At 40.7% G+C, this 13,059-nt stretch carries 13 protein-coding genes and 1 riboswitch; of the genes, 4 read left to right on the top strand and 9 right to left on the bottom strand.

The annotated features are described in order from the left end of the window. Positions 1 to 276: 276 nt before the first annotated feature. From AU377_RS03160 to AU377_RS03145, 4 genes are all read right to left on the bottom strand, one after another. Positions 277 to 1,656 (bottom strand): amino acid permease, encoded by a 1,380-nt coding sequence (locus AU377_RS03160; protein WP_067404069.1) that lies wholly within the window; start codon positions 1,654 to 1,656, stop codon positions 277 to 279. A gap of 297 nt (positions 1,657 to 1,953) precedes the next feature. Continuing rightward, a riboswitch (glycine riboswitch) is annotated at positions 1,954 to 2,050 on the bottom strand. Positions 2,051 to 2,175: 125 nt separating this feature from the next. Beyond that, on the bottom strand, positions 2,176 to 2,685 hold the full coding sequence (locus tag AU377_RS03155) for a hypothetical protein (protein WP_067404063.1): 510 nt from the start codon (positions 2,683 to 2,685) through the stop codon (positions 2,176 to 2,178). A 51-nt stretch (positions 2,686 to 2,736) separates the two neighbouring features. After that, positions 2,737 to 3,990 (bottom strand): DnaB-like helicase C-terminal domain-containing protein, encoded by a 1,254-nt coding sequence (locus AU377_RS03150; protein WP_067404061.1) that lies wholly within the window; start codon positions 3,988 to 3,990, stop codon positions 2,737 to 2,739. A gap of 3 nt (positions 3,991 to 3,993) precedes the next feature. Continuing rightward, positions 3,994 to 4,779, bottom strand: a complete 786-nt coding sequence (locus tag AU377_RS03145; RefSeq protein WP_067404058.1) for a conserved phage C-terminal domain-containing protein — start codon at positions 4,777 to 4,779, stop codon at positions 3,994 to 3,996. Between the two features lie 605 nt (positions 4,780 to 5,384). On the opposite strand from AU377_RS03145, the gene AU377_RS03140 reads away from it, so the two are divergent. Continuing rightward, on the top strand, positions 5,385 to 5,750 hold the full coding sequence (locus AU377_RS03140; protein ID WP_172794013.1) for an SLAP domain-containing protein: 366 nt from the start codon (positions 5,385 to 5,387) through the stop codon (positions 5,748 to 5,750). 72 nt (positions 5,751 to 5,822) lie between these two features. Here AU377_RS03140 and AU377_RS03135 read toward each other — a convergent pair whose 3' ends face one another. Continuing rightward, on the bottom strand, positions 5,823 to 6,302 hold the full coding sequence (locus AU377_RS03135) for a CoxG family protein (protein WP_253724368.1): 480 nt from the start codon (positions 6,300 to 6,302) through the stop codon (positions 5,823 to 5,825). Between the two features lie 390 nt (positions 6,303 to 6,692). Here AU377_RS03135 and AU377_RS03130 point away from each other — a divergent pair, with 390 nt between their 5' ends. Together AU377_RS03130 and AU377_RS03125 are read left to right on the top strand one after the other, a co-directional pair. After that, positions 6,693 to 7,535: a malate synthase gene (locus AU377_RS03130; protein WP_067404047.1), complete on the top strand. Its 843-nt coding sequence runs from the start codon at positions 6,693 to 6,695 to the stop codon at positions 7,533 to 7,535. A 222-nt stretch (positions 7,536 to 7,757) separates the two neighbouring features. Next, positions 7,758 to 8,297, top strand: coding sequence for a hydrolase (locus AU377_RS03125; protein ID WP_067404045.1), 540 nt, complete (start codon positions 7,758 to 7,760; stop codon positions 8,295 to 8,297). Between the two features lie 58 nt (positions 8,298 to 8,355). Here AU377_RS03125 and AU377_RS03120 read toward each other — a convergent pair whose 3' ends face one another. From AU377_RS03120 to AU377_RS03110, 3 genes are all read right to left on the bottom strand, one after another. Continuing rightward, positions 8,356 to 8,556 (bottom strand): cold-shock protein, encoded by a 201-nt coding sequence (locus tag AU377_RS03120; protein WP_025783429.1) that lies wholly within the window; start codon positions 8,554 to 8,556, stop codon positions 8,356 to 8,358. A gap of 162 nt (positions 8,557 to 8,718) precedes the next feature. Next, positions 8,719 to 9,339, bottom strand: a complete 621-nt coding sequence (locus AU377_RS03115; RefSeq protein ID WP_067404043.1) for a hypothetical protein — start codon at positions 9,337 to 9,339, stop codon at positions 8,719 to 8,721. A 123-nt stretch (positions 9,340 to 9,462) separates the two neighbouring features. Further along, a complete protein-coding gene (locus tag AU377_RS03110) occupies positions 9,463 to 10,167 on the bottom strand; it encodes a CBS domain-containing protein (RefSeq protein WP_172794012.1) in 705 nt (234 codons plus the stop codon). 652 nt (positions 10,168 to 10,819) lie between these two features. Between AU377_RS03110 and AU377_RS03105 the strand changes: the two genes are divergently transcribed. Further along, positions 10,820 to 11,965, top strand: coding sequence for a YsnF/AvaK domain-containing protein (locus AU377_RS03105; RefSeq protein WP_067404036.1), 1,146 nt, complete (start codon positions 10,820 to 10,822; stop codon positions 11,963 to 11,965). Positions 11,966 to 12,393: 428 nt separating this feature from the next. Here AU377_RS03105 and AU377_RS03100 read toward each other — a convergent pair whose 3' ends face one another. Further along, the gene (locus AU377_RS03100) at positions 12,394 to 12,831 is read right to left on the bottom strand and encodes a cell wall hydrolase (RefSeq protein WP_067404034.1); all 438 of its coding nucleotides are present in this window, start codon (positions 12,829 to 12,831) and stop codon (positions 12,394 to 12,396) included. Between the last annotated feature and the right edge of the window lie 228 nt (positions 12,832 to 13,059).

Here is a 13,059-nt window from a genome sequence, read left to right as displayed (position 1 = left end):
AGCTTTCCATTTTTAGATACGATCCATTCCACAACAATAAAAAAGAACTCTAGCTGAAATTGCTTTGGGCTCTACAAGATTGATAGTTAGATTCTGTTAAACGTTGAGGGCATCATCCAGTTTAATTCCGAAGATGATAATATTCATCTTCATGGACCTTTGTTAACAAAAAAAGACAGCCTAATGCGCGAACATCAGGCTGTCTGTCACAGCAGATCCCTTACATCATCTATTCTATTGGGTATTCAGTGTTGCGTTAGAACTTCGCTCCCTCAATTAGCTTTTCGCCGCTTCTGGCTGTTCAACTTGATTCATTTTCACTTTCTGTGCCTTATAAAGGCCGATCAGTATAACAAACCAGGCAGGTGTGACGAACAAGGCAATACGCGTATCTTCCGCAAGCGAAAGCACAACAAGAACGAACGCTAGGAAAAGAAGGATGGCGTAATTCGCAACCGGGTAAAGCGGCATTTTGAATTTGTTTGCTTTCGCCAACTCCGGTCTTGTTTTACGATATTTCATATGGCAGATAACCGTAATTCCCCAAATAAAGATGAAGCAGACAGTGGAAATACTTGTAATGAGTGTAAATACGCCTTCCGGCATGACATAGTTCAAAATAACGGCAATTAAAATGACGATGGTTGAAAAGAACAATGCGTTGGAAGGTACTTTGCGTTTATCCAGTTTTGCCAATCTTGCAGGTGCATTTTTGTCTTTCGCAAGTGAATACATCATTCTGCTTGTACTAAAGATGGCACTATTACATGCCGAAGCTGCGGATGTTAGGACGACAAAATTGACGATCCCAGCGGCTGCCACGATGCCAACACCTACGAAGACTTGAACAAATGGGCTTTCCGCAGGTTTGACTGCCGTCCACGGATAAATACTCATGATAACAATCAGTGCGCCGATATAGAAAACAATAATCCGAATAGGGATATTATTGATCGCTTTTGGAATAACCTTTTCCGGATCCTTTGTTTCGCCGGCCATAAGACCAACCAATTCAATACCGACAAAAGCAAATACAACCATCTGGAATGAGAGAACGAATCCTTTCATCCCATTTGGGAACATTCCCCCGTGGCTCCATAGATTCGTAAAACTAGATGGACCTTCACTCGTTGAAAAACCTTTAATGATCATGAAAGTACCAATGACGATTAATCCCAAAATCGCAATCACTTTAATTAATGCGAACCAGAATTCCATTTCGCCAAACAGTTTTACAGTAGCAAGGTTCATCATTAACAAAACGACGAGTGCTATTAACCCCGGCATCCACTGTGGCACTTCCGGAAACCAATACTGGGCATAAAGACCAACAGCTGTAATATCAGCCATTGCGATTGAAATCCAGCAAAACCAGTAGGTCCATCCAGTGATAAAGGCTGCCATATTGCCTAAATAATCTTGGACAAAGTCAACGAAAGAATGATAATTCAAATTGGATAAAAGCAGCTCTCCAAGTGATCGCATAATTAAAAAGCAAATAATACCCGTAATTGTGTAGGCAAATAATATAGAAGGGCCTGCCAGATGAATAGATTTTCCAGCTCCTAGAAACAATCCGGTTCCGATTGCGCCCCCAATCGCGATGAGTTGTACGTGTCGATTTTTCAGTCCTCGTTCCAATTGTTGTACGGCCATAAACTTTCCACTCCTTAAATTCTAGGTGTCTGGTATTGAGTGTTCTGTAGTTATTTCGCAATTCCATCATTTCTCGATAAAGCGCTTACATTTCAATTTTTTCCAAATCCCTAACAAACTGCTGATCAATTTTAAAAAATGAATCTTTGCATGAGTTAGGGGACTATTCCCCTCCCTTTGTATTTCACACCAACAAAAGGACAGGGGTAATACAGGTGTTGTGTTCACCTATACTTCCTCTGTCCTTTTACCTGAGAGTATAACTCCTTTGGTGGCACATGGCGCTCTCCAGAGGCGCGTCCTATTATGGTCCTTTTACCTGAGAGATTAATTCTTTTCAGAACTTGCTCCTTCGGTGCTAAACAATTCGTTTAGTCTCTCCCGTAATATTCATCCGCATCTATTTAATTAATTTATATAATACACCTAGAAAGGTATTTTTTCTAGTTTTTTTTTAGAATTTAGCTATTATTGTAACCTCGAGTGAAACTATGTAAAATTGTGTCAAAATACGGTAACTCATTTTCTATCTGACCGTTTCCTAAACAAAGCACAAAGCGGTCCCCCCCTTCTTAACACCCGCTCCCCCGCCCTGGCATAACCCAAATAATACGGATAGGCGACGACTTTAGTACGGTGAAAGTATAAAATGTCCGCAGCACTCGTTTCATCGAAGTGAAAAAGCTTTTTCATTAAATGTGAGGCATTCGTCAATCGTTTCGGCGTTTCCCGAAATAGGTCTTGGTGGAGTGCATGGGCCTCCAAGATATTTTCGCTGTAATAAAATGAAAATAGATCCGGTTCTTTCATTTCGGCGACATATAGTTTGATCTTGCCAATCTGTAACTTGTTTTCTTCGACCATCGCCGAAATGGCTTCGACGTCGTAGTCGATGACTTCAAGCTGTTCGGCATCATCATCCAGTTGGACCTTTCCATTCACAACCGCCCAAAAAATCCGGTGTGCCAGCTGAATCATGTCTGTTTCAATGGCGAATTGAAGCACTTCTTTTACGAATACTCTATTCATGCCATCCCTCCCTTTCGTCTAGGCTCCAGGCGCCTTGTGCTTTAGCGATGTTCAACCGATATAACGTAGAACACCTGTCTCCTTCACATAACTGACCGTAATTGTTCCCGTGGGGCCGTTACGATTTTTTGCGATCTGGATTTCTAACAGGTCCGGCGCTTTGGAGTTTTTGTTATAGTAGTCGTCGCGGTATAGAAAACCGATCACATCCGCGTCTTGTTCAATATTGCCTGAGTCACGCAGGTCACTCATGACAGGGCGTTTGTTATCACGATTTTCGACACTGCGATTCAGTTGGGACAGACAAACGACAGGACAGTCAAATTCTTTTGCCATTTGTTTTAAATCGTTGCTAATTTGACCGATCATTTCGGTGCGGTTGTAGCTTTTTCCACCGTCATGGATAATTTGCAAATAGTCGATGAAAATAATTGGCTTTAGCTTTGGCCCTGTATGCATCATTTTCCTCGTTGCGGCACGCATTTGCGATACGGTCAGTCCGGCGCGATCGTCAATATGAATGTTCGCTTCATTTAGCCTCGTGAGTGTCGGGAGCCAGTCCGATTTTTGTTTGTCTGTAAAGTGCTTGTAAGGGTTTCGCATTCGCAGCCGGCTATAGCCGCCCGTTACAGCGACGAGCCGGTTAATCATCGCAGGCTTGCTCATCTCCAATGAAAAAATAATTGGCCGATAACCGGCGTATCCCGCATGGAGCGCAAAATGGTTCAATGTGTCCGTCTTTCCCATCGATGGACGTGCCGCGATGACGGTTAATTCGGCGGGTTGGAAACCATCAAGTAATTCATCCAATTCTTTTAATCCTGTCGGAACGCCAGGTACGTGCGCTGTCTCTTCATAAGGCCTTTCACTCATTTGGACTAAATCCATTTGGATGCTTGTATCACACCCGCCGTTCCCTTCCTGTTCCAACTCTTCAAACGCTCGTTGGATCGTTCCGATTTCCCAATCCCCTTCTTGCGCTTGGAAAAGAATTTTGTTTTTTTCACGCTTCTTCCATGCTTCGCGCATCATATCCACATAATGATCGAACTTCACCGGGTTTGCGTATTTTTCTAATTCGGCCACGTAATTCACGCCGCCAAGTGCGGCAGGTTCCATCATCGTGAGCAGCATCACGTAATCGAGGGGGCGTTTCTTTGCCAGTAACGCCTGCATGCAGCTAAAAATATTTTTGTGAATTTGATTGATGAAAAAATCTTGCTTCACGCCGCTATCTGCGATTAAATACTGTTCCGCAAGCATTGTTCCTAACACACTTTTTTCGGTCTGCTCAAAACGTCTCATCCCCTATACCTCCCCTTTGCTGTAATCCAATTTAAACGGCTCTGGCGGACTGTATTCCAAGGGTTCACTACCCCTTAACTCCCTTGATTGCTCCAAGTAGTTTTCAAAATTCGTCGCGTTGAATAACGTGGAAGGACGTAAATACTTCTGCCAATAAGGATCATCCCGCCATTCTTCCGCCTTCGCATCAATCACCTTTTTAAAATCTGCTACCGTATATCCTTCACTAAAACGCCCCCTTACCAACCGTGCTGTCGCTTTCGAAGTGGCTCTGAATTGCTTGTTTGCTTTGGTATTCAAATAATCAATAACAGACACAACGTCGAGATCGTTCTCGACTGTATATTTTTTATTTCCTTTATTCTTTTTAGTGATTGTTAGGGGCATGTTGCCTTCTGTAGAAAAAGCATCTTGCATTTCCTCTTCGGCTAATTGTGCAGTCGCCGGCATTGCATCTTGCACCATCAGAAGTTGCAGCTTTTCATAATTGATGCGGTACCATTTCGTCTTGTCCATTTTCATCCGATTGTACGAATCGGTCGAAAGGATGTAACCGCTTTTTTCAAGCCTGCGAATCGCCCGTTTAATCGTATCGACGGACCAAAATGGACATTCTTCGTTTTTCCACTCTTCGTATGTTTTGCAAATCCACTTATGTCCATCCCGGACACTGGTCGAGATGAGCAATCTAAAATGCAGTTGTTGGAGTAAAATTGCTTCATTTAATCCGACTTGCACAGCAAGCGATGGCAGCACTTGAAGCGGTGACTCTTGAATTAATAAATGCATGGCTATTCCCCCTTCGTTGAATACAATTCTTCTTTACTAGATCGACCATGCAGAAAGTGTTTTTGGAAGATCGTACGGCGTTTTTGCCAAGATGCACGATGCAGTCACACATTATATAGACCGCGCATTCGAAAAGGTGGACAACGTAGTTGCATTTGTTTTTCAGTAAGTTTCAACCCGCAACAGACACAACGTTGAAATCGCTCTCGACTATCTATTTTTAATTCTTTTATTCTTTTAAGTTATTGCTAGGGGCATGTTGCCCTCGGTAGAGGAAGCATCTTGCATTTCCTCTTCGACTGATTATGCAGTCATCGGCATTGCATCTTGCACCATCAGAAGCTGCTGCTTTTCATAATTGATGCGGCACCCTTTTGTGTTGTCCAATTTCATCCAGTTAGACGAATCGATTGAGTGAGTTTGCGGGGGGTGAATATAAAATTTATAGGTTGGTTCGGTTGCGTGTAAGTTATTTGTATATGTACTGGCAAGGTTTATTTTAATTCCATACAATGCATGTTTTGCAGTGCGATTCAGAAAATAAAAAAGGATCTTCATTAATGTGTTATGATAAATCTATTGAAAAATTCACGGGAGATGATGGGGTGCAAAAACTCTATTTTGAACCTGCATGGGATCGAACCATTTCCCCTGCCGATCGCGAAAAAGTGATAAATCATTTTCAAAAACAAACAAAACAGCCGCAAGACGGCGTCCAGTTTTCATTTTTATGGAAAGCCCTCAATTATAAAGGTGAACAGCTGATCACTGTCCTGATTCACAATTATGAAGACATGAATTTCCACTTACAACATACAGCCATTGCCTACTTTGAACAAGGCAAACAACAGGCCAATGCAACGTTCAGCCTGCCTTGTGAAATTCCCGGCAATACTTCCATGCCATGGACGTTTATCTTTTCCAAAACAAATGAAACAACTGATTGTCCGCAGTATACGATTGAGAATTAAATAAAAATACCTGCCAGCTATACAGATCTGTATAGTTGGCAGGCATTTTGCAATTTTATTTAGTTGTAAAAACTAAGCTAGCACCTTGTCCCCTTTAATTTGACGCGCAATTTTCTCAGTTAGGCGCGATGTTACTTTCGGCAGCACCATTTTTAGAACTGGTGATAACACAGCACCTGATAAGCCGCCCGCATTGACCTCAATTGTTCCTGTCATCGTTGTGTGTTCTGCTTTTTCTTCGGCAGTAAACGTCCCGCTACCTGTGAAATTATCCGTCAACCCTTTTATTTCAAAACGAATTGTCGATGGTGCTTGAAATTCAGTAATGTCCAGCTCCATTTTCACCGTCTTTGTGAGGCCTTTGAAATTCCCTTCAAATGTCCAAACCGACTTTTGTTCGTCAATTTGTTCGTGCTCCTTATAAGCTGGAACCATCGTTGCCCAGTTTTCAATTTGACTCACATATTCCCATACGTTCTCTACCGATGCTGGAATGTTTACAGAATGCGATGCGATTGCCATATGCTTCACTACTTTCTTTTCTAGTTTCAATTGGGTGCCAATTGAATAGATTCACCAAGTAGTATTATACCGCAACTGCCTATTTTGAAGAAACACCTAAATGGATCTGCCGTTTCTTTCGTCCCTTCTAATTACTTTTACATTAAATAACATAATAATATACAACAGTCAAACCATGCTTGTCAACCCCGAAAATTGCAATATTTTAGATTATATGGTATTATAAAGTTATAACAGTTTTAAGATGGCACTCGGTAGACGTACGCAATTTCTTCTGGACAGAATTTGAGTGCGGTTTTTTTATTCAAAAACTTATTTTCAACCAATTCGGTCAAATGGATTTTATGGAAAGTAGGCTAATTGGAAAACAATAGGTGTCCACATAAACACCTAAATATTGTATGCGAGGAGAATCGGTTAATGAATTTAATTAATGAAGAAATAACCCATAAAGTTTTTGGTGAAGGTAATATCGTGGGTCAGGAAGATTCGATCATCACCGTTGATTTTAATGAGGGTATTAAAAAATTCGTTTATCCTGATGCATTTGGAACTTTTATCACACTGAACGACCGGAATACTGCAAAGTCTTTGAAAAGCATTATTTTGAAAAAGGAAATGGAAGAAGAAGCACTTGAAAAGAAACGTGAAGAAGTAAAAATGCGGCAGGCACTTGAACAGCAGCGCAAAGAGATCCTAAAAAATCGCAGCATTCATGAAAGCTCACAAATTGTTTTATGGCTAGAGGAAGAAGAGCAACAAAGTGTATTTGTCGACTGGCAAGTATTTACCGGCAAGGTTCAAAGCGGAAAAAATAAAGGTCAGCCAAACAACGCAGCTCGTTTGCGTCCGAACAGCGCGGCCCTCCTCACCGCAAGAGAATCGGATCAGGCAGAAACTGAAAGACGGATTCTTGGCCTCTATATGGTAAATGAAACGTTTTCCGGAAACCTCAGCAATGATGGAATGATCCCGTCTCATGCAGAATTCAGAATCGAGCTCACGGATCAAGAAGCAGAAAAAATGCTTTTCTGGAATTATTATAGTAATAAGAGCCACCCTCATCGAACGACATGGAATTCCGGTAAATACCGTTATTTTGATAATATTTGGACTGCTCAAATCTTAAAAGATCTCATTGCCTTAAAAACGGATGAAGAGCAAATCAAAGAAGCTACAAACTTTCTGGAATACTTCTGTGAAGTGAATGCCCTTGACATGGAGAACATCCCGGAGGCAAACGGCGCTTTAAAACAATCATAATCAGTTAACATGCAGAGTACCAAGTTCCTAAGCAATTTAAATTTGCTTGGAACCTGGCACTTTTATTTTTTAGGGCCATTAAATACAAGTGATAATAGGTACCAGGTACCCATTTGATGGGGTCTTAGATTGCACCGCTTCCACTGGTGAAATATGGTATGATTGAATAAAGAACATTCAAACAACTTCACCGGAAGTTTATGAAAGGGGCTTGGGAGTCAGATGTTCACAAAAGATCAAACAGTGTTTGTGCTAGTAGACGTACAAGGAAAATTAGCTAGGATCGTACATGACAGTGAAGCGTTCATCGACAATTTAGGGAAACTGATTAATTGTTTACGGGTGCTGGACGTTCCAATCATCTGGCTTGAACAATATCCAGATGGATTGGGGCCGACTGTAGAAGAAATTTCCAAGCAATTAGAAGGGCTTGAACCGATTCCTAAAATGACGTTTAGTGCTTGTAAAACTGTGGCATTTATGAACGCACTGAAAGCAACGGAGAGGCAGAAAATCCTCATTGCGGGCATCGAAACGCATATATGTGTCTACCAAACGGCTGCCGAGTTAAAAGAATTGAACTATGATGTACAAGTCGTTGAAGATGCGGTATCTTCCCGCACACTAGCAAATAAACAGCTTGGACTTGAGAAAATGAAAGCGCTAGGCATTTTTGGAACAAGTGTTGAAATGGCCATCTATGAATTATTGGAAACTGCAGATGCGAAAGAATTTAAGCAAATATTGAAGATTATAAAATAGGTTCATTTGTAGGCAAATAAAAAAAGACCCTATACGTAGGGTCTTTTTCCGACGATTATTAAGCTTTTTGAACGTTTGTAGCTTGTAGGCCGCGTTGTCCTTGTTCAATTTCAAATGTTACACTTTGACCTTCGTCTAAAGATTTGAAACCTTCACTTTGGATTGCTGAGAAATGTACGAATACGTCCTCGCCTGCTTCACGCTCGATGAATCCAAAACCTTTTTCTGCATTGAACCACTTAACTGTACCTTGTTCCATAATTATTGCCTCCTAGTGCAGATCTCCGCACAATATGTTACTATCCTTGCTCAAATACCTTAGACGAAAAACAAAATCCATTTTTAATCTGAAATAGAACAAAAATAATTCTTCTTAAGAATAACAGATAGAGGATGAAATAGCAATACATTAGCTAAATGATTATTGTACCGTAATCGATTTTCGTAAGGACGCCAAAAGTGGATACATCCCATCCCCGCCCACTTCCGGATATTGATACGTAATAACGAGTACATGTTCATCCACCTCATAAGCAATAAATCCTTTTACGGGATAGCCAAAAAACTGCATTTTTCCCCTTAACCCATTTTCTTCTAGCGGTAGGCTTTCCAATTCAAAACTTTCTTCGTACCCTTCTGTTTCAAATCCTTCTTGTAAGTCCGATACAACCTCTTCAAGATTTGTGCGTTCTAGCATTTCTATGATGATTTGATAACCATCATTGTCAGAGGAATAAGTAATTTGATTTTGTTTTACTTCGGGGACACCGAATGATTCGTCTACTTGATAAGCAATATGATAGGGCTGGATTTGATAATTAATAACTTTCACTTCCTGATCCGCACCTTCAATTTTTCTAATGACTGTTTCGGCAGCGCCTGTATGAAGCACCAGGTTAGCTTCATTGTCTTCTAAAGCCTTCTCTTCCTTTTCGTCGGGAACCTCTTCATTGGCATTTTTTACAGGATCACGTGTCTGATCACAACCAAACAAAATCATACCCAAAATGAATATTAACCCGATAGAACATACTTTTTTCAAAGCATTTCCCTCCTGATGTTAGTGATTGCTTGACAGTGCGCATTCAAGGCATGCGGTATTTTTATCCGCAACTAACGGAAGATCGTGTTCAATCATCAGTTTGAATCAATTATACATTGAAGCTTATTTTATTTTCAGCAAATCAAAAGGTCTAAGGACTCCAATCAATTCCCCATCAGATTGTGCGTTATCTGTAATGAGCAATGCTTCCAAACGTACACCTTTGGAAATTGCCCGTTTGAAATAGTCTTCGGCTTCATACACAGATAGATCTTTGTCGACAAATTCATACGACTCTTTACGATTCTCATAATTATAAACATCAGAAAGCGTCGGCATCTCCCGAGGTATGACGTCTTCCGTCGACTGACCGGCCAACCAATAGGTTATGCCAGCAGCTGTCATCAAGCCTTTGAATTTCCCATTCTCATAAATAGGGACTTGAGTAAACTTCGTATCGGACATCAGTTTCAAGGCAGCAGTCAAAGGATCCCCTGCTTGCAATGTATGCACTTTACAGCCGAAAAGCGCACCTACAGTAAGGGGATTACCTAGTTTCTGTTCAATAAGTTCGATACGCTCCACAATTTCATCATGGGGTTCAGCAATGACGTAGTCGACGTCTGTTCGGCTATGGACAATCGCATTACGCAAATCTCCAAACTCTCGTAAATCATCTTCGTATTTGCGAACAACGGAGTTTGTAATCTTCACCTTATCAATTAGGCGATAAAACGGAGAATAGTCACTGCTATCCGCTTTATCAGCAAGTATTTTTTCAATCCGGTTATATGCGACAATAAAACGTTCCGAATTTTTCACAGTCATCAGTTCATACATCTCCTTTGAAAGAAGTATACCCATTATTATTTCATCCACAAACTACTAATTGTTCCTGTCCCACTTTTATTTCATTCACGCATATGAAAATCTTTAAAGATCACGGATTGCTTGGCAATCTGATCTTATTTAACTAAACTGTCCCGTAAGTTGAACAAGAAAAAAGTAGAGGCTGGGACATAACTAGCTTCAAATAAAGAAAAAGTGAAGTCTGTTTCAGCACAACATCCATTCATAAGAGTGCTCTCCTGCCCCACTACTTTTGTTTACTCAGTTTTTCTGGACTACTGCAGGATCATTATTTCCTCTATATCTGTATAAAGACTATTACTATTAAGTGTCTCAGGTAATTCAGTAACATTTTATATTCCCTCTATCCCAGGACTGTTTCTACTAGAGCCATTTTTCATTTGACTGCAGGCCGGTCCACGTTTTTCTACTCTTTATAAGCGGTAGTTGTCTATTTTTCATGTCAATTTTAGCTTTAGAAATGGATAGGTAATAGTTAAAGAAATTGTAAATTGTTGTATTATTTAATCTTTAAATGTTTCAAGTGAAGTTCTCTCGGGTAGAAATCTACTACATGTGAATGTTAGTTACTTTTCATATGGAATCGATTTTGGAGGAGGATCAACTAAGTATGGAAAAAAGAATTGTTGGAAGCTTCCATTCAGATGAAGACGTCTTGTATGCAATTGAAGGATTGAAACGTCAAGGGTATCGTGAAACAGATATGATGGTCATCGCAGAAAATAGAAGTGCTATTCCATTAGTCACTTCCCGCACCGGAGTCCTTGTAGAGGCAGATCGACAAGTGAGTACCTTAGTAGGCGCTATGATGAACAGCTATTTTTCCATGTGGTCAGCGGGAATGGGCGGCGCGCAGGCTACTACCCTGTCCAGCAGGCTAATTGAAAGGGGCCTGCCAGACTATACAGCAAAACAGTGCGAAGAGGAAATCAATAAGGGCAAAATACTGTTGCTAGTTGATGCGAATACAACTTACGACGGTCCTGTCTATCAAACACACTATGAAACTGAAAACTCAAAAGCAGTCCGACTCCATGAAGAACAGCTTGATATTACAAAAGAACGTGTCCAAGTTGGAGAATTACAGCTCCGTAAAGAAGTAGTGGAAGAACAGAGAACCGTTCACGTTCCGTTACTTCGAGAAGAAGTCTATGTAGAGCGCCGTCCTGTCATAGATGGAAAGTTTGATGGCAGCCCGTTTACAGAGGATGAAATTATTCGCATCCCCATTACGGAAGAAAGAATAGAAGTGACGAAAAGACCCGTAATTGTTGAAGAAGTTATTGTAGGCAAGAGAAAAATTCAAGAAACCAAACAGGTACAGGATATCGTTCGAAAAGAAGAAGCTCGGATTGAGCGCTCCGTCCCTTCAGCAATGGTAACAGGGAAACTAGCTCACCAAGCCACAGTAGAGTACGTAGAAGATCCGACAGATAGCCTGGATATTTTGATCGTGGAAGGCAATCCCGATATTGAAAACATACTAGCGGAGGTTGAAAAGGAAGAAACCCGCGAAAAACGCGCAGGTTCCCTCGCTGTACAAGGAGAGAAAAACAAACCAGAATCAGCTGTCAGTAAAAAGGACGAGGCAAGCGGGACACTAACAGATTCTCCTGTTCGTAAAGAAAGTAAAAGTGCTGCACCCAGTTCAACAGCTACTGTAAAAAAGGAAGAAGCGATCCACAACAAAGAAAATTCCTCAAGCGATGAGGATGATAATAAAAGTAATAAAAATCAAGTGAAAAAGAAAAAATAATTATTCTCGGTAATAGATTTGGAGAGGCTATGCGATTCTTAGATAGTGTACAAAGGTGGCTGACTTCAAAGAGCACTAGAAGGTGACCTCTTGAAGTCAGCCGCTTTCGCTCTTCTTGCGATAGGTCATTGACATTGGCTGGAGTGAAGAATGTGTAGTGCATTGATAACATCGGCCGTGATCGCAGTGATTGTATTCTATACCCATCAAAAAAAGGTACCGCCCATTCCCTTTTCTACGGGATGAATGGGCGGTACTGTTCTTATATTGTGTTAATTCATCATATTTATTCTTTCATTTCAGGTGCCTATACGCAGTGCATTGATAACAATTCAAACACACAGTAAAAAATCACCACATAGCGTTCGTATCAGTAAGAAGGCGAAGCTTCAATAAAACACCAGCATGACTATTAGCTCCTAGACAACCTAGCTATAAACACTTGGACATGTTCCCCCTACTGGTTCATAAAAACAATGATTTTTAAATTGACCGGTAAATGGTTGACCGTACCACGTTGGCGGACAGGGCCCGAATGGATTAAAATACCAAAGGGCATATTTCGCTGGATGTTGTCGCCAATGATCCAAATTCTGTTTAGCCAATCTTTTTTCAGTAGATCTTGCCCTTTGATAAAATAAATTCCCTTTTTGAACAGCTTCAAAGGAATAATTGTTGCCTTGTACTTGAAAAATGACATCGTTAATTGTTCGTATATCTCTAAAGTCTAAACAATCTGCTACCGCACGATTCACAATGACATTACCAACATATAACATCCCTTGTTTTCCTTCACCTTCAGCTTCTGCCCGCATCATTCTTGCCATTAAATCAACATCTGCATCTCGGTATTTAACTCTCGCCATTTATCCACCCCAAATATATCGTATGAAAAAAAGCCTGCAGGAATGTCATTTTTAAAAAAATAAGAATGCATATTCGTGATCCCCCACCAAATCACGGATTTGGAAGGTATGAATGGTCTAGTTTAGTTCAAAAAGAAAGCGGCTATAAAATATGAACTGCACCGCCAATTGTTAGAATATGTCCAACAATTGGGGTGCAGTTCAAATGAATCGGCTGTTTTTCTTTTT

It is taken from the genome of Sporosarcina sp. HYO08, assembly GCF_001563475.1.
Lineage (GTDB): Bacteria > Bacillota > Bacilli > Bacillales_A > Planococcaceae > Sporosarcina.
This window is presented reverse-complemented; position numbering and strand designations above follow the sequence as displayed.

Coding starts and splice junctions, on each gene's coding strand:
- AU377_RS03160 (WP_067404069.1), bottom strand. CDS start 1,656: ATGGCCGTACAACAATTGGAACGAGGACTGAAAAATCGACACGTACAA.
- AU377_RS03155 (WP_067404063.1), bottom strand. CDS start 2,685: ATGAATAGAGTATTCGTAAAAGAAGTGCTTCAATTCGCCATTGAAACA.
- AU377_RS03150 (WP_067404061.1), bottom strand. CDS start 3,990: ATGAGACGTTTTGAGCAGACCGAAAAAAGTGTGTTAGGAACAATGCTT.
- AU377_RS03145 (WP_067404058.1), bottom strand. CDS start 4,779: ATGCATTTATTAATTCAAGAGTCACCGCTTCAAGTGCTGCCATCGCTT.
- AU377_RS03130 (WP_067404047.1), top strand. CDS start 6,693: ATGAATTTAATTAATGAAGAAATAACCCATAAAGTTTTTGGTGAAGGT.
- AU377_RS03125 (WP_067404045.1), top strand. CDS start 7,758: ATGTTCACAAAAGATCAAACAGTGTTTGTGCTAGTAGACGTACAAGGA.
- AU377_RS03120 (WP_025783429.1), bottom strand. CDS start 8,556: ATGGAACAAGGTACAGTTAAGTGGTTCAATGCAGAAAAAGGTTTTGGA.
- AU377_RS03110 (WP_172794012.1), bottom strand. CDS start 10,167: ATGACTGTGAAAAATTCGGAACGTTTTATTGTCGCATATAACCGGATT.
- AU377_RS03105 (WP_067404036.1), top strand. CDS start 10,820: ATGGAAAAAAGAATTGTTGGAAGCTTCCATTCAGATGAAGACGTCTTG.
- AU377_RS03100 (WP_067404034.1), bottom strand. CDS start 12,831: ATGGCGAGAGTTAAATACCGAGATGCAGATGTTGATTTAATGGCAAGA.